23 protein-coding genes and 2 pseudogenes are annotated in these 22,494 nt (G+C 47.4%); 15 read left to right on the top strand and 10 right to left on the bottom strand.

Annotation, left to right across the window (positions count from 1 at the left end; genetic code table 11):
* Positions 1-112: 112 nt before the first annotated feature.
* Positions 113-305 (top strand): annotated as a pseudogene (locus tag NDI35_RS28415) (RNA-guided endonuclease TnpB family protein); the annotation flags it as partial.
* A gap of 41 nt (positions 306-346) precedes the next feature.
* Here NDI35_RS28415 and NDI35_RS28410 read toward each other — a convergent pair.
* Positions 347-700 carry a hypothetical protein gene (locus tag NDI35_RS28410; RefSeq protein ID WP_445315632.1) on the bottom strand — a complete coding sequence of 118 codons (354 nt, stop codon included), beginning with the start codon at positions 698-700 and terminating at the stop codon, positions 347-349.
* 711 nt (positions 701-1,411) lie between these two features.
* Between NDI35_RS28410 and NDI35_RS28405 the strand changes: the two genes are divergently transcribed.
* A complete protein-coding gene (locus tag NDI35_RS28405; RefSeq protein WP_445315631.1) occupies positions 1,412-3,322 on the top strand; it encodes an ABC transporter ATP-binding protein in 1,911 nt (636 codons plus the stop codon).
* Between the two features lie 139 nt (positions 3,323-3,461).
* Here NDI35_RS28405 and NDI35_RS28400 read toward each other — a convergent pair whose 3' ends face one another.
* Positions 3,462-3,722, bottom strand: coding sequence for a hypothetical protein (locus NDI35_RS28400; RefSeq protein ID WP_445315630.1), 261 nt, complete (start codon positions 3,720-3,722; stop codon positions 3,462-3,464).
* On the opposite strand from NDI35_RS28400, the pseudogene NDI35_RS28395 reads away from it, so the two are divergent.
* Positions 3,714-3,972, top strand: a pseudogene (locus NDI35_RS28395) (IS1 family transposase); the annotation flags it as partial. The gene NDI35_RS28400 and the pseudogene NDI35_RS28395 sit on opposite strands and share 9 nt — an antisense overlap.
* Positions 3,973-4,262: 290 nt before the next feature.
* On the opposite strand, the gene NDI35_RS28390 reads toward NDI35_RS28395, so the two are convergent.
* Together NDI35_RS28390 and NDI35_RS28385 are read right to left on the bottom strand one after the other, a co-directional pair.
* Positions 4,263-5,714 carry an anthranilate synthase component I gene (locus tag NDI35_RS28390; protein WP_445315629.1) on the bottom strand — a complete coding sequence of 484 codons (1,452 nt, stop codon included), beginning with the start codon at positions 5,712-5,714 and terminating at the stop codon, positions 4,263-4,265.
* A gap of 120 nt (positions 5,715-5,834) precedes the next feature.
* Positions 5,835-6,506 carry an aminotransferase class IV gene (locus NDI35_RS28385; RefSeq protein WP_445315628.1) on the bottom strand — a complete coding sequence of 224 codons (672 nt, stop codon included), beginning with the start codon at positions 6,504-6,506 and terminating at the stop codon, positions 5,835-5,837.
* 96 nt (positions 6,507-6,602) lie between these two features.
* Here NDI35_RS28385 and NDI35_RS28380 point away from each other — a divergent pair, with 96 nt between their 5' ends.
* On the top strand, positions 6,603-7,271 hold the full coding sequence (locus NDI35_RS28380) for a SanA/YdcF family protein (protein WP_445315627.1): 669 nt from the start codon (positions 6,603-6,605) through the stop codon (positions 7,269-7,271).
* Positions 7,272-7,447: 176 nt separating this feature from the next.
* On the opposite strand, the gene NDI35_RS28375 is transcribed toward NDI35_RS28380, so the two are convergent.
* Positions 7,448-7,675, bottom strand: coding sequence for a hypothetical protein (locus NDI35_RS28375; RefSeq protein WP_445315626.1), 228 nt, complete (start codon positions 7,673-7,675; stop codon positions 7,448-7,450).
* A gap of 436 nt (positions 7,676-8,111) precedes the next feature.
* Between NDI35_RS28375 and NDI35_RS28370 the strand changes: the two genes are divergently transcribed.
* The 3 genes from NDI35_RS28370 to NDI35_RS28360 all read left to right on the top strand — a co-directional run bounded on the left by NDI35_RS28370 (position 8,112) and on the right by NDI35_RS28360 (position 11,280).
* Complete coding sequence (locus NDI35_RS28370; protein WP_445315625.1) at positions 8,112-8,750, top strand: transaldolase family protein; 639 nt, start codon at positions 8,112-8,114, stop codon at positions 8,748-8,750.
* Between the two features lie 227 nt (positions 8,751-8,977).
* Entirely contained in the window at positions 8,978-10,675 is a 1,698-nt protein-coding gene (locus tag NDI35_RS28365) for a calcium-binding protein (protein ID WP_445315624.1), read from the top strand.
* 53 nt (positions 10,676-10,728) lie between these two features.
* Positions 10,729-11,280: a GUN4 domain-containing protein gene (locus NDI35_RS28360; protein WP_445315623.1), complete on the top strand. Its 552-nt coding sequence runs from the start codon at positions 10,729-10,731 to the stop codon at positions 11,278-11,280.
* A gap of 105 nt (positions 11,281-11,385) precedes the next feature.
* On the opposite strand, the gene NDI35_RS28355 is transcribed toward NDI35_RS28360, so the two are convergent.
* From NDI35_RS28355 to NDI35_RS28345, 3 genes are all read right to left on the bottom strand, one after another.
* Positions 11,386-13,455, bottom strand: a complete 2,070-nt coding sequence (locus tag NDI35_RS28355) for a protein kinase domain-containing protein (RefSeq protein WP_445315622.1) — start codon at positions 13,453-13,455, stop codon at positions 11,386-11,388.
* Positions 13,456-14,571: 1,116 nt separating this feature from the next.
* Complete coding sequence (gene cax / locus NDI35_RS28350; RefSeq protein WP_445315621.1) at positions 14,572-15,693, bottom strand: calcium/proton exchanger; 1,122 nt, start codon at positions 15,691-15,693, stop codon at positions 14,572-14,574.
* Complete coding sequence (locus NDI35_RS28345) at positions 15,694-15,873, bottom strand: hypothetical protein (RefSeq protein WP_445315620.1); 180 nt, start codon at positions 15,871-15,873, stop codon at positions 15,694-15,696. It lies immediately after the preceding gene.
* A gap of 78 nt (positions 15,874-15,951) precedes the next feature.
* On the opposite strand from NDI35_RS28345, the gene NDI35_RS28340 reads away from it, so the two are divergent.
* The 8 genes from NDI35_RS28340 to NDI35_RS28305 all read left to right on the top strand — a co-directional run bounded on the left by NDI35_RS28340 (position 15,952) and on the right by NDI35_RS28305 (position 21,617).
* Complete coding sequence (locus NDI35_RS28340) at positions 15,952-16,422, top strand: GNAT family N-acetyltransferase (protein WP_445315619.1); 471 nt, start codon at positions 15,952-15,954, stop codon at positions 16,420-16,422.
* A gap of 80 nt (positions 16,423-16,502) precedes the next feature.
* The gene (locus tag NDI35_RS28335) at positions 16,503-17,027 is read left to right on the top strand and encodes a GrpB family protein (protein ID WP_445315618.1); all 525 of its coding nucleotides are present in this window, start codon (positions 16,503-16,505) and stop codon (positions 17,025-17,027) included.
* Between the two features lie 64 nt (positions 17,028-17,091).
* Positions 17,092-17,508 (top strand): VOC family protein, encoded by a 417-nt coding sequence (locus NDI35_RS28330; protein ID WP_445315617.1) that lies wholly within the window; start codon positions 17,092-17,094, stop codon positions 17,506-17,508.
* A 67-nt stretch (positions 17,509-17,575) separates the two neighbouring features.
* Positions 17,576-18,172 carry a Uma2 family endonuclease gene (locus tag NDI35_RS28325; protein ID WP_445315616.1) on the top strand — a complete coding sequence of 199 codons (597 nt, stop codon included), beginning with the start codon at positions 17,576-17,578 and terminating at the stop codon, positions 18,170-18,172.
* 78 nt (positions 18,173-18,250) lie between these two features.
* Positions 18,251-19,450, top strand: a complete 1,200-nt coding sequence (locus NDI35_RS28320; protein ID WP_445315615.1) for an FAD-dependent monooxygenase — start codon at positions 18,251-18,253, stop codon at positions 19,448-19,450.
* Positions 19,451-19,482: 32 nt separating this feature from the next.
* Positions 19,483-20,304 (top strand): alpha/beta fold hydrolase, encoded by an 822-nt coding sequence (locus NDI35_RS28315; protein ID WP_445315614.1) that lies wholly within the window; start codon positions 19,483-19,485, stop codon positions 20,302-20,304.
* A complete protein-coding gene (locus NDI35_RS28310) occupies positions 20,301-21,134 on the top strand; it encodes a class I SAM-dependent methyltransferase (protein ID WP_445315613.1) in 834 nt (277 codons plus the stop codon). Before NDI35_RS28315 ends, NDI35_RS28310 begins: the two co-directional genes overlap by 4 nt.
* An 18-nt stretch (positions 21,135-21,152) precedes the next feature.
* Positions 21,153-21,617 carry a GNAT family N-acetyltransferase gene (locus NDI35_RS28305; protein ID WP_445315612.1) on the top strand — a complete coding sequence of 155 codons (465 nt, stop codon included), beginning with the start codon at positions 21,153-21,155 and terminating at the stop codon, positions 21,615-21,617.
* Between the two features lie 3 nt (positions 21,618-21,620).
* Here NDI35_RS28305 and NDI35_RS28300 read toward each other — a convergent pair whose 3' ends face one another.
* Entirely contained in the window at positions 21,621-22,169 is a 549-nt protein-coding gene (locus NDI35_RS28300; RefSeq protein ID WP_445315611.1) for a hypothetical protein, read from the bottom strand.
* Entirely contained in the window at positions 22,166-22,396 is a 231-nt protein-coding gene (locus tag NDI35_RS28295; protein WP_445315610.1) for a DUF4365 domain-containing protein, read from the bottom strand. Before NDI35_RS28295 ends, NDI35_RS28300 begins: the two co-directional genes overlap by 4 nt.
* Positions 22,397-22,494 lie beyond the last annotated feature (98 nt).

The following is a 22,494-nucleotide window of genomic DNA, read 5'->3' as shown; positions in this document are numbered from 1 at the left end:
CTATCGGGAGCGCAATGGAATATTGAGAACGTTTCCTCTATCCTGGCTCTTCGCTGTGCTTATCTCAACGGTCAACTTTCAATTTGATGTATGTGCCAAAGTGAGATGCACCCAGCGAGGTTTGTATAAGACATCAACTGGTCAGTTAATTAATTCCGATATCAATGGATCTTATAATATCCTCAGAAAAGCAATCCCAAATGCGTTTAGCGATGGGATAGTGAGCTGCGTAGTTCAGCCAAGGCGGGTTAATCCGCTCAAAGTAAAACAGAAAGGGGAGGGCTGACGCCTCCCATGTCATTGCAATAAATGACTATAGTTTTACCAGCTATGATACGAAGATTGTTCAAAATATTCTTCCAGCCCTTACCCCTCCACCTCCTTCAACCCGTCCTCTAGCAACATCCGCACAATATCCACTTTCTTGCGCCCCGTCCTGGCTGCCAGCATCGACAGCTTGCAGTGCTCTGGCGACGGACATATCCACCGTAAACCTGACCGTTACTTCTTTGTCGGGTGCTTGGAGTCGGTGAGTCAGACTGCTCTCTTGGGATGGAGCGGGGACTGGTTCTGCTGCTGATGCTTTCGGCTGCGATGGTGTTAGCGCTGGCAGTGCAGCTTCCAGTATTGGTGGTGTTTCCGTTATAAGTGATGCTGTGGGTGTTGTTCCTAGTGATACAACTTCTGTTGGTGCTTGCACACCTGTTTTTATGTGTGTTAGCTTATTACTTAGAAGAGCATATGTGTCAACGATTACCGTCCGTCGTCGTTGGTTGAGGATGAGGAGTGGTTGAATGCTTCTGAGTCAGGGTCGGTGGTTATCCCGGTTAAGTCATCCACTCCAGCAAAACGGAAAGCTTCAACAAAATGTACTTGTGAGTGTTTTCCAGTTCCAAGTTTTCGGACGTTAATAACAAATTTATCGACAATCGCTAAAAATCGAGTCTCGCCTAAATTGCGTCTGGTTTCAGTTAGTTTCGACAAGCTGACAATGCCAGATCCTTTGCAACAGAGAGCTTTGGATTTACTGAAGGTTTCCCTAATATTGTAGTCATCTATTGAGGGAGGGCGTTAGCCCGATTGCCCGACTGATGGAGGTTTTGCTTGGATGCGATCGACAACAGGGGGGAAGTTCCGATTAAAAAGTTGAGATAGTCTCAACGAAAGCGATCGCTTGGCAAAAAGTTTCGTGCTTTGCATCACACCAGGAAGCAAAGCGAGATCGCTTTCTATCTAGCTACCCTTGAACAACGAAACTATACTTACATCTTGCACCAGTCGAATAATCTCACATTCCATCTGCCCTGCTTGACAACAAAGGTTATAACTCAAAGTTAATTTCTAGCTTCTCTGACTGGGGTGAAACTTCCTAATTGGTGCATTGTCTTACTTAGAGGCACCCAGTATATTTATGAATTTTCCATTCAAAGCACGTTTGAAGAGCCAGAAGAATTCACCAAAAATGGTGATGCCGTTAATTAACCAACATTGGTTGGTGCGGATCGTCCTGCGCTCCATTTCCTACTTCCGCAAAGACTTATGGCTGATCGTCACACTCTTGTTGTTGATCGGAGCATCGGTATTTTTCAACCTTCTCAACGCCTGGCCAATGGCGATCCTAGTCGATACGGTTTTGTCACCAACTCCGAAATCCAACTGGATTCATACGCTGTTTCTTGCTCCGTTCGGTGAAAGCACGCTGAACCGAATTTTCGGAATGGCATTCGTCGCGATGATTATAAAAATCCTGAGCGAGACCGTTTTCATGCTCCGTAGGATGTTGAACTACCGCATCCAGTACAACGGAACCTTGCGGGTTCGCACCGAACTCTACGACAAAATGCAGGCGCTGAGTCTCGGCTGGCACGGCTCCCGATCGCAGGGTGACGCAATCTATCGGTTGAGCTACGACAGCCTCGGCCCCTGGGGGGTAATCGATACGCTTATCGGCTCCACTGCCGCATCGGTGACGCTGACGGCGATGATCTGGATCATGCTGTCGCGCCATGTCCTTCTCACCGTGTTTGCGCTTTCGTTCACTCCGCTTCTAATAGTGGCGAATTGGTACTTCGAGGGAAGGATTAGGAGTCGAGCCCTTGAGTCGAAGCAGACCGATGCGGTGATGACCTCAACCATGCAGCAAGCTATAGAGTCGATCGGGCTAATCCAGTCCTTCGGTCGAGAAGCAACGGAGTCGCGGCGCTTCGGGCAGGCGGTGGAACGCAGCGTCAAGGCATCCATGCGACTCAATTGGCAAGAAAACCTCTATCCGCTAGCGGTTCAGGTAGTCTTCGCCCTGGGAAGCGGGGTAATCTTAGGCTACGGCGGATACCTAGTTTATCGCGACCAGTTCTTGCGTCCGGTGCCCGGCGGCGTGACCCTCGGCGATCTGCTCGTATTTATGGCGTACCTGGGGCAGTTCTGGGACCCGATAGGTTGGGTGTTGGGATTTACTACTAAGATCCAGACTTTTGTAGCTTCATGCGATCGCGTCTTTACGGTCATTGACGAGCCGCCTGCTATAAAAGATGAGCCTGATGCGCGATCGCTTCCCGTCCATCCCCGCACACTAGCACTTGCCGACGTAAGCTTCGAGTACAACTCTGGGCAACCCGTCTTGCAAAACATCAGTGCTAGTATCGAGCCGGGTCAGATGGTGGCGTTTTTGGGCCCTAGCGGAACGGGAAAGAGCACGTTGCTCAATCTTTTGCCGCGCTTCTACGACCCGACATCGGGCAGCGTCCTCCTCGACGGCTTCGACCTCCGCACCCTTAAGATTGCCGATGTTCGCAAGCACATGGCGCTCGTCTCGCAAGGCAGCCCACTATTCCCCGGAACGATCGCCGAGAATATCGCCTACGGTCGCCCGGATGCTCTGCTCTCCGATATTCGGGAAGCGGCGGTCGAATCTGGGGCAGCCGAGTTCATCGAAAGCTTGCCGGAGCAGTATGATACTTTAATCGCGGAGGGCGGTCAGAACCTATCGGGCGGACAGCGACAGCGCCTAGCTATTGCGCGGGCGCTCGTCACTAAGGCTCCTATACTCATCCTGGACGAACCCACAAATGCGCTGGACTTGAAGCACGAGCAGTGGGTACTAGAGACTCTGCAACGTCTACGTCGCAACAGAACCATCATCTTGGTCACGCACCGACTCGAAACTGCCGTAGACTGCGATCTGATTTTTGTGATGCAGTCGGGCGAGATTTTTGAGTCTGGTACTCACGCCGAACTCCTTACCAAACAGGGACTCTACTACCGAATGTTGGGCTACGGTACAGTAAAATCCACAGGACTTACGCACAAACCCTGCATAGAGTAGGCACACAACATGGCGAACTTATTGTGATTCTTTTGCTTCAATCAGCGGGCGTTGACTGCCTGACTGGGAATAGCACTCGCATTAACTGATATCGTTTCCGGTTGCATCGGAATAATAAAATCGAGTCAACAGTTAACACTCAACCATTCAGTTTTTCGACCCGCCCGTCAACAGTCAACAATTCCGGAGGAGTGCAACCGGAATTGATATGACCCAGCGGCACAGAAGGCTGCTCATGAACCAAAAGGATCGCAAGGCAAATAGCCACAGGACGGACTACTTCTGAAAAAGTGCAAACGTACTGGAGATTTGGGAAAAGGATGCGATCGCGATCGGCTACGATCCTGGGCGTAAAGAATATAGATGGCTTTTTGGAGGATCTCAGTCCGAGCTCTGGCAATCTTTACCTCCTGTCTATAGACAATGTGCTGTTTGTTATACTGATTTTGGGGATTCTTATTCAGAAGTGCTACCTTTTAAAAGACATCGACCTGTAGGCCAAGAATCGGGAAAAACCAGTCATATTGAAAGACTTAATAATACTTTACGGCAGCGAATTTCTCGTTTGGTTCGTAAAACCTTGTCTTTTTCAAAAAAACTGCTTGCACCATATTGGGGCAATTTTTAACTTTGTACATCACTATAATTAGTGCATAAAAAAACGATAAGCTGTTCTACATTTAAACTGTGTGTCAAAAATCAATAAAACTATTGTGGGACGGGCTTCTAGCCTGTCCCGAATTTCCAATTTACATGCGTAACAGCTTATCATTACTGTGCATGACTACCAAAAAACTATCATGGCAATACCATACCAACATTTTCCTAAGCTTAATACCATATTTTTATTTTTACACAAAGTTAATAAGTATTACATCTAAAGTAAATCGGCGATCGTAATTTTCAATAATCTTAAAAACTCCCTTAAGCTAAGACGCATCTAATCAAATATTTCCGCTAATTTCAAAGCATTAACTTGAGCTTGAGCTTTATGCAGCGACTCCTGCCATTCCCTTTCTGGATCGCTATCAGCAACAATCCCCGCACCCACTTGTCCCCAAACAACTCCCCCGGTCGTACCGTCACTTTTGGGTGCATATAAAAGGGTGCGAATCAAAATATTTAAATCCAGGTTGCCGCGCCAATCCAAATAACCGCAGGAACCGTAAAATAAATTGCGCTTCACGGGTTCCAATTCTTCGATGATTTCCAGACAGCGCACTTTCGGACAACCTGTAATCGTACCGCCCGGAAATACCCCTCGAATCAAGTCGATCGCGTCGCAATCTCGTCTTAATGTACCGATAACATTACTGACGAGGTGCATCACGTGACTGTAGCGTTCAATAGTCAGAAATTCGTTAACTTTTACCGACCCCCATTCACACACCCTCCCGATATCGTTGCGTTCTAAGTCCACTAACATAATATGTTCGGCTCTTTCTTTGATATTCTCTATTAATTCCTGTGCTAACTGCTCATCTTGAATGCCGGTTAAACCTCGCGGTCTCGTTCCCGCGATCGGTCTAGTATCCACTTTTTTTCCTAGTAATTGAACGAGTCTTTCGGGCGAACAACTAACTATCGCCCCCCACGGAGTTTGCCAATAACTTGCAAAAGGCGAAGGATTGATCCGTTGCAAAGCGCGGTAAATTGACCAACTACTGCAATCTGTACGGGCTTCAAACCGCAAAGATAAATTAGCCTGAAAAATATCGCCCGCATGAATATACTTCTGAGCTTTTCGCACTATTTCTTTATACTCACTCTCAGATAATTGAAAAATAGGAGCAGCGGAATTTTGTTGATAATTTTCCGGTAAATTATTCTCGATTATTTCTCGCTCGGTTTCCTCTAATTGATGCTGCATAACATCAAGGTGAGAAGGTTGACTCGCAGCCAACCAGAGAATTTGCGTTTTACGGTCTAAAACCGCAAAAGATTCTGGTTCGTACCAACAGCTAATTGGGAAAGGAAGCGGATCGGTATTGAGTTGGGGCAGGTGTTCGATTTCCCATGCTAAATCATAACCTAGCCATCCCAACCAACCCCCAGTAAAAGGAATTTCCGGCGGTACATTCACTGCTAAATTTTGGTTTTTAGAGTCCAAAAGAGCGCGCAAAAAAGGTAAAATTTCACCGACTGGCGGTGTCCATAGCTGAGACTTACCATCAATTATTCGGGGAGAACCTGCACAAATAGAATATCGTGCCAAGTTAGTAGAAGATGTAACTGGACTTTCTAGCAGAACAGCCATATCGCGGGGGAAACAATCAGATATTGAGCCTGCACAGTCGGCAGTTTTACCGAGAAATAAAATTTCAAAAATCTCCGATCCGCTGCGCTGATTTAGGGGAAGCTTTCGCCAATGCCAAGGTTGTATTTGTTTCATAATAGATTGCTGCATGAGGGTTAACACTTTCAGGACTTACGCTACGAGTCAATTTTGACACTATCTGTAGTAGTAAGGTGCACATTTCGCACCCTACTAAAATTGAGTGAAAGCGTTATTTTAGCCATTACTTACAACTTTCCAAACATCTCGGCTTGCTTCTTTTTTGAGGCGTATCCAACCCCTAACTGAGTTAATGAGAAATAGATTTTGGGTACTGTGCAAATCATCTAAGGTAATTAATTCTTCTCTGATTTTTCCCTCCTCTAAAAGTTGAGAACGAAACGTCCCCGGTAATAAACCGCACTTGACGGGAGGGGTGATTAGACCTGCGGGTGTATCGATCACGATATTGGCGATCGTGGATTCGGTGATAACTCCATCTTGATTCCACAGAAAGACATCCTGATATTGGGGCTGCGACTCCAAAGCCATTGTATAAGGCAATCGGTAAGTTGTCTTGTGGTAAAGAAAAGGGTTTTGAGAATCGATCGGTTGGCTGGCAATTCCCACAGATGCACCGATTTTTAAGATACCGCTATCTAGTGTATGAGCCTGTAATTTTATGTTTCCCTCACAAGATATTGTTAACCGTATTTTTTGTTTGACTGACCCGCAAGTCATACTTAATGCTTGTAAAGCTTTGCTCGCTTCTGTTAGTGATAGGGGGAAATTAAAATAATCAGCCGATCGCTCTAATCTTTGAAGATGTCTGTCTAGCAAAAAATAGCCGTTTTTGGGTTCCCATAAAAGTGATTCCAGCAATTCAAATTTTTGCTGTTGTTGAATCATATTTTTGTCAATATAATGTAAATTAGGCGACTTGACAATTTTTAGACCCGCGAAGTTTCCTGTTTGTGTAATTATATAGGAAGTTAACTTGAATTTATGTGGCCTAAATCCTTTATATTTCAATGGCGCCATGCCATCGGGCTGTTAATATTAACCTCAGTGCTCACACCCCTAGCCCTCAACTACTACGTCCGACTTGTTACCCGCAACTACCGCCACAGCGATATAGCTAACGTGCCTGCTGAATCCATCGCTATAGTTTTTGGTGCCGGAGTTTGGGAAGATGGCACTCCAACCCCCATGTTAGCCGATCGAGTGCAAGCAGCCGTCGATTTGTACAAAGCGGGGCGAGTGGACCAACTTTTGATGACAGGAGACAATAGCAGCGTCGATTATAACGAAGTCCAAGCAATGCAGGACTACGCCGAAGCCCAGGGCGTACCGACTAATAATATCATTCTCGATTATGCCGGATTTAGCACCTATGAAAGTTGCTACCGGGCGAAAGAGATTTTTGGCATAACCCAGGCTGTTTTAGTTACCCAAAACTATCACTTAGCCCGCGCTGTTTATACCTGCCGCCAGTTGGGCGTAGAGGCGATCGGTTTAGGAACGCCGGATTGGGGCAAATTTCGCCAAAAGGGCATGATTCGCTACAGTTTCCGCGAATTTTTGGCCGTCCTCAAAGCGCTTTGGGAAGTGCGCGTTACCCGTCCAGAACCGACTTTTTTGGGGCCGTTTGAAGGAATTAAAGAAAAGTTATGAGTGCTCTGTTGAAGACTTTAGTCTTGAGAGCAAGGCCTTTATTCCTCACTAAAAACTGGTTTTCTTACAACTAACCGGACATCATGTAAGTCCGGGAGTTGTAAGTTTTGAGTTCAACAAAAGCCCCAACAAAGCTCACAAATCATAACTCGCCCGTTGCGGTAGCGCTCCATAACTTACTCGCGTTTGGAAAGCCCCGCCAGCGACCAAGTTAGGCTCACCATCATTAAGCGGCCTAGAGCCTTCAAACGGTCTTCGGCGTTATTTTCAACCGTTTGAGACAGAGTTTCCGACTTAACATTGATCGACAATTCTTCAGCAGTTTCTGCTGGTTTTTCCAACAGGGGTTGTTCAGAAGATGTCTCAAGGCTGACTTGTGGCTGCTGATTTTTTTCTTCGGTCATTTTCTGAGTCACCTCCTTGAGTTATTGCATACATACCCTTAATACAAATGTAATTTCTTTGTACCCGGGATTGGGCGAGTCAAGTTTTCCGTACCCGACAATCGCCGTTACCAACTGACTTAAAAGTTGGGAGTTCAGTTGTTAGCTATCTTAAATAGCACTTAGCCCATTTTCCTCAAAAACGAGGTTTATTCACAGATATGTAGTCCTCCACCACATTTTTGTAAAAAACGGGATTTCTGAGCCTAAGTCCTGTTGAATTCAAAACTCACGCACTACTACCGATGATGCACATCACTGAATTGTTATATTTACTTAACAGTAATATTTCCGAGATTCTGATATTGTTAAAGCTTAACAATTAATTTTGCTCGGATTTATCTCAATCTGGAAGCAACCGTCTGGAAATTTTTAACAAACTGAAGGTGTAGAGCCGATGGCAATTTATGTTGATACTGCAATTGTAGCGGAAGCCGCACGGGCGAGCAAGTTCGGATGGATAGCGGGAATTACTACTAATCCGACACTTTTGGCAAAAAGCGAGTTACCTCCTGAGCAAACCCTTAAACAACTGGCACAACTGATTCCTGGGGAAGTGTATTATCAGCTAATGGCATCTGATGTTGATGGCATGGTAGCAGAAGGAAAAGCGGCTTTTGAATTAATTGGACAGCAAACAGTTTTGAAAGTTCCAGCAACGGCGGCTGGTTTTCAAGCAGTCGCGCATTTGTCACCGGCAATTCCTTGCGCGGTGACGGCGATATACAGCGCATCACAAGCAGTTGTCTCAGCAGAAGCGGGGGCCAAATATGCGATCGCCTACGTGAATCGCGCCACCCGACTCCTAGGAGACGGTTTTGCTTTAGTGCGGGATATGGCAAATGTGTTGAAGCAAACTAATACAGAAATTTTGGCAGCTAGCATTAAATCGCCGGAAGAAGCGGTAAAGACTTTATTAGCTGGCGCCCATCATTTGACATTGCCTTTTGACGTGTTGCAGGCGATCGCAGTTCACGAACTTTCGCAGCAAACTGTTGATGAATTTGCCAAAAACGGGCGGGGAATTAGTTATTAGATTTTGCAATACAGAAAACTTCCTTAATTCTGGAGCAAGTATCATTCGCTCGCTGACTATATATAAGTTTGGCTATTTTGTCTACTGTGGGCAACATTTGTTGATAAATATGGCTTTTATGAAGTCAAGGTTATGACTTTTATGAATTGACTTTGAGAGCTGCTTATTGAATAATTTCAATCAACCGCACGGCATCTCCAAACTTCTACTCTTAAATGTCAGGGCTTATGACCATTACTCGTGTCTCAGTTGACTCAGCAGGCAATCAAGCAAACGCCTCCTCCTTCGACATCTCCATCTCAGCCGACGGGCGGTTTGTCGCGTTTACTTCTGATGCCTCCAACCTCGTGCCGGGGGATACTAGCAATAAGCAAGACATCTTCGTGCGCGACTTGTTAACCAACACCACCACCCGCGTGTCCGTAGACTCAGCAGGCAATCAAGGGAACAGTGGCTCTGGTGCTGCTTCCATCTCCGGCGACGGGAGGTTTGTGGCGTTTACTTCTGTTGCTACCAACCTCGTTCCGGGGGATACTAACAATCAGCAAGACATCTTCGTGCGCGACTTGTCAACCAACACCACCACCCTCGTCTCAGTAAGCTCCAACGGCGATCGGGGCAACGGCGACTCCTTCAGGTCCTCCATCTCAGCCAACGGGCGGTTTGTGGTGTTTTCATCTGAGGCCTCCAACCTCGTGCCGGGGGACACCAACAATAGCACCGACATCTTCGTGCGCGACTTGTTAACCAACTCCATCACCCTCGTCTCAGTCGGCTCCACCGGAGATCGGGCGAACGACAGCTCCTACCGCCCCTCCATCTCAGCCGACGGGCGGTTTGTGACCTTTGATTCTGATGCCTCCAACCTCGTGCCGGGGGACACCAACAATAGCACCGACATCTTCGTGCGCGACTTGTCAACCAACGCCATCACCCTCGTCTCAGTCGGCTCCAGTGGCGAGCGCGGGAACGACAACTCCTTCAATTCCTCCATCTCAGCCAACGGGCGGTTTGTGGCGTTTCATTCTAAGGCTACCAACCTCGTACCTGGAGACACGAACAATAGCCGTGACATCTTCGTGCGCGATTTATTAACCAATACCACCACCCTCATCTCTGTTAGCTCCAGCGGCGAGCGCGGGAACGACGACTCCTTCAACCTCCTATCCCCTGGTGCCATCTCCGCTGACGGACGGTTTGTGGTGTTTGAATCTGCTGCCACCAACCTCGTGCCGGGGGACACTAATGGTAACCAAGATATCTTCGTGCGCGACACGCTCGCCAATACCACCACCCGCGTCTCTGTTAACTCAGCAGGCAATGAAGGCAACAGCATCTCCTACATCACTTCCATCTCCGCCAACGGGCAGAAAGTGGGGTTTTCATCTGCTGCCACCAACCTCGTGCCGGGGGACACTAACTTTGACTTTGACATCTTCGTTGTTGACTTAACCAACACTCCGAGCGACATCAATAACTCTCCAAACCTGATCGACGGGACTCCCGGCAACGACAACCTGACTGGCACCAGTGGCAACGATATCATCAACGGTTTGGAAGGTGATGACGTGCTGACCGGTTTGCGGGCTAATGATGTCTTAAATGGCGGCGACGGCAACGATATCCTGTATGGCGGCAAAGGTTTTGACACCCTCAACGGCGGTTTGGGAAACGATATTCTAGTCGGCGGCGCGGGCAACGACGTATTTGTTTTAGGTGCGGGATTGGGAATTGATACCATCTCTGATTTCGCCAACTCTCAAGATACCTTTCAATTAATCAATGGCTTGACCTTCGGACAGCTATCAATTTCCCCTGGAACGGACGGCACATTAATTAGAGTAGCCAGCAGCGGTGAAGTTTTAGCTTCTTTGACAGGCGTTGCTCCAAACCTCATCGGCTCTGAAGATTTCATCTCTGTCTAGAGATAGATGGTAAACTGGTCACTTGTTAAATCACTTTTGCTCAGAGGAACATCATGATTAAACTTGGCAAACAATCACTCGCATTAATAGGCACATTTCTTGCAGTTTTGCAACCCGCATTTACCGCTCATTCACAAGAAAGCAACAGCGAATTTAGCAAACTTCAATCGTTATTAGAAGCAAAAAAATGGTACGAAGCCGATCAAGAAACAGTCTCTCTGATCCGCAACAACTCGGCGAATCTGTCTTGTCCGAACCTCCGCGCGATCGATCAGATGTGGATGCAATCGAGCAATGGCAAATATGGATTGACTCCACAGTTAGACATTTGGCAGAAAGTGGGCGGTTCTAGCTGTCGAACTTGCGAAGGTCAAATTCAAGAATTTAGCAAGCAAGTAGGATGGAACATGAGCTCGCAAGTAAGTCCTATACCAGGGGAGTTTCCAGCCCAGTATCCAACTGTTGCTTCATTAAGTTGGCAAAGTTATGTTGACAGCGATAAAAGCATCACTAGGTACAGTCTTTTTGCTGGCGCGCAGACATGGCAAGCGTGGAGAGTTACAGAATTTAACCTGTTTTCTACTTTTGCCAATTGCGGCAAGTAAAAGTTGTAGGGCGGGCAATGCCCCGACTTCCACGTCGGAGTCGGGATGGGATTTCTCGATCGCCTCGACTCTTCAATCTAAAATCTAAAATCTAAAATAGTAGGACTATGGCATTCGCCAAATCTTAATAGTGCGATCGGGACTGCCGCTCACAAAAGTCTTGCTATCTCTGCCAATAGCAACAGAACTCACAAACTGACTGTGACCAGAAAGAGTGCTTCTTTCTTTTCCCGTCTTCAAATCCCAAACTATAATGTCTCCGCCCCCGCTGATCAAAGTGCGGCTGTCCGGGCTAAAGGCGATCGTCCTCACCCAGCTCGAATGCCCTTTAAAAGTGCGGGTGCGCTTCCCGTCTTGCACGTTCGACAAACGGATCGTATTGTCGGTGCTAGCAGTAGCCACAATTTGCCCGTTGGGGCTAAAAGCCACAGCATTAACCGGGCCGCCGTGACCTGTGATAATTCTTCTAACTTCTCCGGTGCCGAGATTCCACAAACGCACAGTCTTGTCCTGGCTGCCGCTAGCGAGAGTTTTACCGTCCCGGCTCAAAGCGATCGCGTTTACTCCTCCGGCGTGGCCGCTCAAAGTCCGCAACCTGCTGCCGGTTCTGGCATTCCACAAGCGAACAGTTTTGTCATCGCTGCCGCTAGCGAGAGTTTTACCGTCCCTGCTAAAAGCGATCGCGTTGACGGCGGCTGTGTGAGCGGCAATCGTCCGTATCCGTCGCCCCGTCTTCAAATCCCAGATAATCACATTATTGTCGTCGCCCCCGCTGGCCAAAAGCGAGTTGTCCGGACTCACCGCCAACGTCTTGACCGATTTTTTAGAATGCACCGAATTCAGAGTCCGCGGCAGGCCTCCCGTCTTCAGATTCCAAATTCTAATCGTCCCAAAGCTAGCGCTCACCAAAGTTTGACCGTTAGGCGACAAGGCGATCGCATTTACATTCCCTTTATTATCCAAACTTTTTTGCAAAAACTGACTGCTAGGTAAAGTAGAAAGCAACCACACCGGGTTTGCCGGGAACACCCCATAACGCAGCGAACCGTAAATTTGAGACGCGCCAATACCCAGCATCAAAACAGCCGTGCCCGCCAGCAACTTCTTTTTCCAATCAAAAACATCTTTCTCGGTCTTGTTCAATCCCGAATTTAGAGGTCTGAGGCGGTTTATGGAACTCTGCTTCTTCGCCCCAGACGGCCCGGAAGTTGCGCGAATTTTAGTTTGCCCCGTCGTCGGCAACTGAGTCGGCAACTGACTTTCCGCGCCATCGAGATTAATTTCCTCCAAGCACTGCAAAACCATCTGCGGACTTTGAGGTCGATTTCCCGGAAAAGGTGCCATCAGATAATCGATTACATTAGCCACGGCGTCGGAAACCTGAGGAGCTCCTTTGCGCCACATTAATCTGCCCGTGCGCGGGTTCTCTGGAAACGCAGTCGGCGGCTTTCCAGTCAGCAAATAAACAAAAGTGCGCCCCAGAGCAAAAAAATCTGACTGCGGAACAGCCTTGCCATTAGTTTGTTCCGGTGGCGTGTAGCCGGGGGAAACAATACCAGTCACATTTTGCCCCTGGCCCACCTTAGCGAAATAAGTCGCCGACACTTCGCGAGCAGTCCCGAAGTCAATCAGCACTAACTGCCCGTTTGGCTTGCACATAATATTGTGCGGCTTGATATCCCGATGGAAATAGTTGAGGCGGTGAACTTGGTCTAAAATTTCCGACAGTTGTTTGAGCCAGTTCACAGCTTGTTCTTGACTGATGGGGCGGCCCCGGTGTTTCAGCCAGTCTTGCAAATTGGCCCCAGCAATTTTCTCCATCACCAGACAGTGAAAAGACTCTGTGCTGTGAGCGGGCGTAAATGTAAAATAACCGTCGCGATCGACTTTTGGAATACCTGGATGTCTGAGCCTGACCAACACGTCGGCTTCTTGCTTAAACAGTTCTACAGCTTTGGGATGTTCTTTGAGCAGGACTTTGAGCACTCTTCGGGCGCCGTTGTCGTCCACTTCAAATGTTCTGCCAAAGCCGCCGCCTCCGAGAGGGGCGACTAGCCGATATCGACCTTGCAACAAAAGTTCTGACCCGCAGTGGATACACGCGGATTTGCCAGAGTTGGCTGGATCGGAGGGATTCGGGCATTTGGGATTGAGGCAATAACTCACAGAAGCCACATAACCCTGATTGAGGTTGCTCTATCAAGTTTTACTTTGACACTGCTCTACAAAACTTGGCTAAACTTAATCTAAGCTTCACCATTCAACTAGAAGTGTTTTCTAGAGGGTCTGATTCCTGTTTCTGCCAAGAGAGTCGGCTCTTACTTGTCCACAGGCGTAAATTCGGGTGGAGCAGCACCCTATTTTTGCAGTCTGTACAACTATTTATTATTTTGGAAGCTTTTAGCCATTGTTTAACCATTATTTTCAACCCATTTAACGAATCGTGGTATCCCGTTCGACCTTTTTATAGGCTGGTCAGTTTTAAATCGACCGTCGTTTACTGCTACACAAAACTTGGCTAAACTTATTTAAGCCTCGCCATTCAATCAGAATTACTCCTGAAGGGTCTGTTTCCTGCTTCACCCAAGGGAGTCGGCTCTTTCTTGTCCACAGGCGTTAATTCGGATGTAGCCCACCCTAATTGAATTAATTTTAGTTGAAGCTTTTAGCCATGAGTCATCCAGTATTTTCAACCAATTTAACGAAACGCGGGCTCCCGTTCGACCTTGTGACAGGCTGGTCAGTTTTGACTTGAACGCTCGGTTTACTCTCCCAGATCATTAAGCCTTTTTTTCGGCATTGATTTAATCATACCGCCCAGAATGTTAATCAGTCAAGTTAAGTATGACTAACTTTGGTGAACTTTTTGGCTATTTAGTCCAACTCAATTTTCAACTTATGACGATCGTAGCACACCTAGTAAAAGACTCATGAGTACCCTTGATTTAAATCTTGCAGCGTCTCTGAAGTCAAGAGAGGTTTTAGTCTCGCTTGACTTCAGCATCCCGTGTTTTTTTATAACCGGGGGCACTGCGATCTAACGATCGGGTTGAGACCAAAGGTTTTGTTTTTTGTCATAGCCCATCGAGGTCACAAATCCCTGATGAGAGCACATAATGTACAAACACACCAGAACTAATAACGAGAGATCAGCCACATTTCAATTGTACGATCGCAACCACCACTCTCGAAGAAAGAAGTGAGAGTAGGGGAGTGGAAGAGTGAGGGAGTGAAAAAATCTGCCTTCTTCCTGATTCCCTCTTCCCTCTTCCTTCAGCAGAAGAAAGCCTTTTAAACAAGTCCCTCAATTACCGGATGGAAGTAGAACGCCAGCGCCAAAACCGTATAAGCTGCCAACAGCAAAGTACCTTCTAGCCAGTTAGAATTGCCGTCAGAACTGATAGAATTGGCGATCAGCACCGACACCGCAACCGCTACAAGTTCAAACGGGTTGAAGTTCAAGTCCATCGGTTTGCCCAAGACAAAACCTGCCAAAACCAACACCGGGGCAACAAACAAAGCAATTTGCAAACTCGAACCCACGGCCACAGAAACCGACAAATCCATTTTATTTTTCATCGCCACCGTCACCGCCGTCGTATGTTCGGCAGCATTGCCAATAATCGGCACTAAAATCACCCCGGTAAACAGTGATGTCAGCCCCAAACGCGCCGTCGCTTCTTCCAGAGTACCCACCAGCAGTTCTGACTCGACAGCTACCATCAGGGTACAGGCCAACAGCACCGCAATCCACAGCGGCAGATTGACTTTGTGGTCAGGGCTGTCTGGTGCTAAGTTATTTTCGGCTAATTCTTCCAGCATTTCTATTTCTGCCACCCCTGCATCGTACAGATAACTGTGGGTTTTCATCGAAAACAGCAGCGTCAGCACGTAGACGACAATCAGGACTATAGCAACAGCGCTAGAGAGGTTCTGCATAGTTTCTGGAGGGATGCCCGCAGAGGTGGCATTAACTGCCGTCGGCACCAAAATGGCAATCACGGCTAAGTTCATCGCTGAAGCGTTCAACCGGGCGACTATCGGCTGAAATTCTTGTTCTTTGTAGCGCAAGCCGCCCAGCAGCATCGCAAATCCCATCACCAGCAGCAGGTTACTCATAATTGAACCGGTGATGCTGGCCTTGACAACATCTATGAGTCCGGCGTTGAGGGCGACGATGCCGATAATCAGTTCCGTGGCATTTCCGAAGGTAGCGTTCAGCAAACCCCCCAAATTGGCACCGAGGACGACGGCGATTTCTTCGGTGGCCGTCCCCATCCACGCGGCTAGCGGGACGATGGCTAAAGCCGAGGTGATGAAGATTGTGGAGGATTCCCAGCCGAGAAAGTGCCCGGCGATCGAAACTGGGATAAATAACAGCAGGCTGGAAATAATTGTATTTGTGTTTAGCATTTAGATTCTCAAAAGCTGCCAACCGTCAATCATAGCCTGTGACCAAATGAAAAAAAGGGTGAGGGTGAGGGATTTGGGTGTTCGCTTAAAGCTGGGGGCGATCGATCGGGCGATCGCTGCATTGCCGCTTTCACGGATGTGACAAACTAAGAGAGCGATTTGTTTAGCCGATCGGTTCAATGGATTTTTGTATTCGATTAGCTTCCTTAGAAGACATTCCTAAGCTGACAACTTTAATTCCTGATTCTGCTAGAGCTTGTGCCTGCAGGCTACTACACTTCAGAGCAGATTGAAGGCGCACTGGGCACAGTTTTTGGGGTTGACAGTCAACTGATTCTAGACCAAACATACTTTGTTGCTCAGAACAATCACCAAATTGTTGGTTGCGGTGGTTGGAGTAAGCGTAAAACGCTTTATGGAGGTGATTCAGGCAAAAATAATCCAGAAGATAGCCTGCTCAACCCAGACAGCGACTCGGCAAAGATTCGTGCATTCTTTGTTCATCCAGCATGGGCACGTCGAGGAATTGGAAGTCAGATTATGCGAGTATGTGAACTGGCTGCTGAGCGTGCTGGATTTAAGGAAGTTGAGATGATTGCGACGCTGGCGGGAGAGCCATTTTACACAAAATTTGGCTATCAGGCGATCGATAGGTTTGAAATTTCTCTCCCAAACAGTCAGTTTCTCCCCGTTGTCCGTATGTTTAAGAGCTTTGCACCTAGTCCGTAAATGAGTAATGATAAAATCAGTGTCGGTTAAATGCGATCGTAAATCAATGAGATGACAAAAAAAGCAAATAATTATCAGCTATGTCAATAAAAGTAGATTTTTTCAAAGTAGAAGTCGTCCCGCACGATCCAAATTGGCGCAGCGCCTTTGTAACTGAGTCGAAACTGATTGCACTTGCACTTAGGGAAAATGTGGTGGCTATACATCACATTGGTAGCACAGCCATTCCACAAATTCATGCAAAGCCGATCATCGATATGTTAGTTGAGGTTAAAGATATTCTTAAAATCGATACACATAGTTCAGAAATGGAGGCATTAGGTTATCAAGCGATGGGTGAGTTTGGGATAGCTGGTCGTCGTTATTTTCGCAAGGGTAGAACCCACCATGTTCACAGTTTTGAAGTTAGTTCACCGCAGATAGAGCGCCACTTAGCGTTTCGAGATTATATGATTACCCATTCTGAAGCCGCGCAGGAATACAGCGAACTAAAGAGAAAACTTGCAAAAAAATACCCTGATAATATTCAGGCGTACATGGACGGAAAAGATGGGTTTATAAAAGCAATGGATATGAAAGCGGCAAAGTGGCGAGCAGCTCATTAAATTTATGAGATTGGAAGTGGCAATTCTTGATGTTAAGCCTAAGATGACTGGAGCAACATAACATATGAGTGATATCGGTCTCACACACATCGCACTGCCCGTTTCTGATGTCGATCGCACTATCGAATTCTACTCCAAGTATGCTGGAATGCAGGTCGTTCACCGCCGCATTGATGCAGAAACTGGTGTTGCGGTGGTCTGGCTTTCTGACCGCACTCGGCCTTTTGTAATTGTGCTAATTCAAAAAGATTCCGTACATCCAGTTTTGTCTCCCTTTGCACACCTAGGAGTAGGTTGCAAAAGCCGCGAATACATGGATTCTCTCTGCGACAAAGCACGTCAAGAAGGCGTGCTGCTTGAGGAACCAAAAGACTCTGGATATCCGATCGGCTACTGGGCTTTTTTGCGAGACCCGGACGGTCACACGCTGGAACTATCCTACGGGCAAGAAATCGGATTTACAGTGGAGGATGCTACTTAAAGTTATAATAAACAAATCGCCCTCCAAACCCGATCGTTTCTCATCTGGAAATAGACTGGAGAATCAAATGACCGCAGCAATCATCGCACCACCCAGAAAAGAATCACCCCTTCTGTTTGAGGGACTCACTTGGAGAGAGTTCAAAGCAGTTGAGCAATTGTTAGACCGTCCAGGATATCGACTTTCTTTCCTGGATGGAGTTTTTGAGATTAAACTAATGCCTGGAGAACCCCACGAAACCGTTAAAGAAAGAATTGGTGCATTGTTGGAGCTTTACCTGCTGATGGCGGGGTTTGACTTTACTCCAACTGGCTCAATGACTCTGGAAAGTGAAACGGGAAAAGTCAAGCGAGAGGCCGATAAATCTTATAAACTTGCTCCTGGTCGCAGGCTACCCGATCTGGCGATCGAGGTCGTGTTTTCCAGTGGTGGCATCAACCAACTGGAGGCATACAAGCGGCTGAAGATAAAGGAAGTGTGGTTCTGGGAAGATGGATTGTTAGAGGTTTATCACCTCCGGGGAGAGGGCAATACACTTCAGTATGAACAGGTTTCCAGTAGTGAGGAGGTGAAAGGGATCGATTTGGATTTGTTGTTGCGTTGCATCAATATGGTGAATCATGTTGATGCAGTTAAGACTTTTCAACAGGCACTCCAGCAATAGCTGGGAATAGGGGATTGCGCCTCCTTTTACCACCTTTGTTGACATCTCAATATCCGCAAAAAGCAATGGGGAATGGCAATGATGCAAGTTGTAATTGTGGGAGCAGGGCCAACTGGTGCGGCACTTGCCTTACTGCTGGTGAAACGAGGTATTGCTGTAACGTTGGTTGAGGCTGCAAAAGATGCCTACCGAGTGTTTCGCGGTGAAGGGTTAATGCCCAGCGGATTGGATGCGATCGCACAAATGGGCTTATCCACTATGCTAGAAGGTGTTCCACACCGACAAATTGATGCCTGGGAGTTCGTTGTGGGCGATCGGCAACTATTTCGAGTTGATGAGCCAATGGGTTCAAATCGACCTTGTACACTGGTATCGCAACCGCCTTTGCTAGAAACACTAATTTCAGAAGCTCAGTTGCATCCAGAGTTTGAATTTATCTCAGGTGTTCCGGTAAAAGATTTACTGTACAGCAACGATCGCATTGCGGGTGTAAAGCTAGGAGATGGGCGAGAGATTCCTGCTGCACTTGTCATAGGCACAGATGGTAGAAACTCGGTTGTACGACAACGTGCAGAATTAGAGTTAGTAAAACAGCATAATAGTATAGATGTTCTGTGGTTTAAACTTGCTGCTCATCCTCGGTTTGTGGCGGATAATGTATTTTATTCCATCCTGAATGGCGGTAGCGGATTTAGTGTCTTTCATGGAGCAGAATTAGGAAAAATTCATCTGGCTTGGGTGCTATCTGCCGATGACAAAACTGATTGGAAACACACAAACTGGGCAGAAACTTTCGCATCGCGATCGCCTGCGTGGATGGCAGAACATTTCCGCAACTGTGCCGATACGATCGAATCTCCGATGCGATTATCTGTTGTCGTTGGTCGCTGTCCGCGCTGGCATCGACCAGGAATCATACTTTTGGGGGATGCTGCACATCCCATGTCTCCGGTTCGCGCTCAAGGAATTAACATGGCGTTCCGCGATGTAATTGTTGCCGCCAATCACCTTGTACCTTTATTGAAAGCAGCGGCTAGTTACGAGGATATTGACTTAGCATTATCGCGGATTCAGGCAGAACGCGAACCGGAAATTATTCGCGCCCAACAACTTCAAGCACAAGAAGCGTGGAAAGGCGAACAACTGCGAAAAAATGGATTATTGCGTTTGTTGATGATGCAGGCTGCTCCGTTTTTGGGTGAAAAAATTAAACAATTTTGGGTAAAAGGACAGTATGAATTGCGCCAAGGAGTAACAGAGGTAAAATTGGTTGTGTGAAAAGAGGAAATTCACAATTAGGAGAAGATTTTATGCGATCGACAAATATCAAAGGACCGATCGGCACTATTCACATCATCGAAGCCAGCCCCCCTGTCACCGCTGCGGAGTCCGAACCACTGCCGGTGGTGTTCGTGCACGGTATGACGGTTTCCGCGAGCATCTGGGATGCCCAGGTTGCCCATGTCGCCCGTACCCGACGCGCGATCGCCCTTGATATGCGGGGACACGGTGATTCCGCACCGCCGGAGGACGGCAACTATGCGCCCGCCTCCTGTGCAGCGGATGTTTTCGCGGTACTGGATGGGCTGGGACTCGATCGAGTGGCGATCGTCGGGCACAGTTTCGGTGCTTGTATCGCCCTCGCAGCAGCAGCCGCAGCACCGCACCGCATCGCGCAGTTGATACTAGCAGACCCGCCTGGAGACTTTACGAAGCTCTCCGCAGAGGTGTACGAGACACAGCTAGTCCCCTTCCAGAGGGCGCTGGAGATGGAGGATTGGCGGGCTGCTGTGGAAGCGGGTTTCAACGACGCACTGACAGGAAGCACCGCGGATACGCGCGATCGGATTCTCGCTTGCTTGGCGGCGACTCCACGGGATTGTCTGTCTGGAATGTATCGCGGGATGTTTGCCTTTGAAGCAGTTGATGCTCTCGATCGCTACCTAGCAGCGCCTGGAACACGGGCCCACGCAATTATTGCTCCCTCAAACACTTTTCCCTTCAGCCTCCACATCCTCCGTCCCACACTGACGGCAACTACGCTACCCGATACTGGACACTGGCTGATGCTGGATGCGCCAGAGGCCTTTGCTAGGGAACTGGATATTTGTTTGGGAAAAGAATCGATATGAATGACTCCTCGCTAAGTGGCTACAAACAGCAAATTCTTAATGACTTTAACAACCGTCAAAACTACGAGAGTGAGCTTCATATACGGGCTGCAAACCGATTAGTAGAGTTGGCAAAAATACAACCCGGTCAGCAAGTTTTAGATGTCGCTACTGGAACAGGTTTAGCGGCGATTGCTGCGGCTTTTGCTGTCGGTTCCACAGGTCGTGTTTTGGGAACTGACTTTGCTTCGGGAATGCTGCTGCAAGCCGAGCAGAAAGTCGCTGTTTCGGGACTGACGAATATCAGGTTTGAGAAAGTGGATGCAGACGAGCAAGAGTTCCAGGAAAGCCAATTTGATGTTATTTTGTGTTCGTCGGCGATCGTCTACTTCACAGATATTCCGACATCGCTGCGTCGATGGCACAATGCTCTGAAACCAAGAGGGCTACTTGCATTTTCCTGTCTGGCAGAAACCTCCCCTACCGCGTCTGTCTTGTTTCGGAAAGTAGTACAAAGATACGGTATTGCTATCCCGAATCCCAATGAGTTACTGGGAACGCCGCAGAGGTGTTGCCAAATGCTTGACAAGATCGGGTTTGAAGACATCGAAATCACGACTGAGCAATTTGGCTTCTACTTGCAAGATGCGGAAGCTGCGTGGACTGGCAATGGCAAGAGTGCATTCGGGCTTCAAAATGTGAAATGGTCAGATGAACAGTGGCAGCAGTGCAAGCTGGAATATTTTACAGAAATAAATGAAGCTTCAACCGCAGCAGGTTATTGGAACGATATCACAATGTTCTTTGTCAGAGCCCATAAATCTGGTCAAGTCGATGCACTCCTTACTTAACAAATCTTTTTTCAACGTATGCAGCATATTCATATCGCTAAAATTTCCGAGTTGGATGAGGGATTAATTATCCATTTAATTGAGGAAAGTCTGTTCCAAGGTTTTCAGTTTGTTGAAAGACTGGTCCGAGATTATCGTAATGGTTGTAACTGCTTCGACAAGGTGGGTGAAGCTTTATTTATCGCGTCATCGCAGGAAAGAGCGATCGGAATTTGCGGCTTGAATCGAGATCCTTATTTCAACGATCCAAAAGTTGGACGATTGCGGCATTTGTATGTTGAGTCAGTTTGGCGGGGAAAGGGGGTGGGGCGTTTATTGGTCGATCGGCTGATTTACGAAGCCAGTCAGCATTATCAGTTATTGACGTTGCGAACAGATACGCCAGCAGCCGACAGGTTTTATCAAAAATTGGGATTCAAGACTCAGGGCAATTGGCAGCATACGACGCATCATTTACAATTGAGCGAGATAGACTGTGCGTGACTTTTAGTTTTGCCATAATTCATCGAGGGTTAAGTTGTGAGGGTTTTTGAGGATGAAGGCGTTGTTGTCTTTGATTAAGTCACCGCTACAGAGAATCGGTAAGCGTTCTTGATAAGCTTTAATCGCCAGGATATAATCTTTGTCTGCGAGTGTAGTTTGAATTTTCCGCAAGTTGGCAATTACAAGACCGAGGAGAGTAATTTCGCCACTTAATTTTTTGGTATTTGGGGTGTGAATTTGCATAACAATTCCCTGAATAGTCGTGTTGGGAATGCGGGTAAGTAGTTCGCTTAAAATTTCAATTTGAGGGCGATTTTCTGCGTTTTCTAGGGTTTGGATTGCCTCGCGGATGCGGGCTGCATAATCTCCCAGGTTTTCCCGGTTAGGTAGCAATATTTCAAATTCTTCTGCATCGGCTGTTGGTTTGTGCCAAAGTGTGGCATTATCTAAGAAAGGTTGGTCTTGATGCCAGCCGTGAGTTTGTAAGTAATTTCTCAGTTGATTTAGCTTGATTGTTGCGAGAGTTTGGCTATCTTTTACGGTGATTTTCATGGTTGAACTCCTTGGCTAATTCTCTCCATAATTGACTGAAGGGCGGCGACTGTAAATTGGTTGGTTTTGGGGATGGTGACGTTGACAGAGTTTGTGTTTGGTGTTTCTGGCATTCCCCGCAGCGAGATCCAATATCCGCAGCCTCTGATGCAGAGTTTTGTTTCGGACTGGGTTAACCAGTCTTCGGGTGTTTTGGGGATTAAAACGACAACCTGGGGGGGTGACAAAGAGGTCTACGAGATAGACTGTATAAGGGTTGCAGCCCGCATACCTTGTTGATAAAAGCGGCGTTTAGAAGGAGTTAACTTCATTAACTGTTCCACCT

It is taken from the genome of Microcoleus vaginatus FACHB-2002 (genome assembly GCF_040004035.1).
GTDB lineage: Bacteria > Cyanobacteriota > Cyanobacteriia > Cyanobacteriales > Microcoleaceae > Microcoleus > Microcoleus vaginatus_C.
Note: the sequence above shows the minus strand (reverse complement) of the source record. Positions and strands in the feature narration are given on the sequence as shown.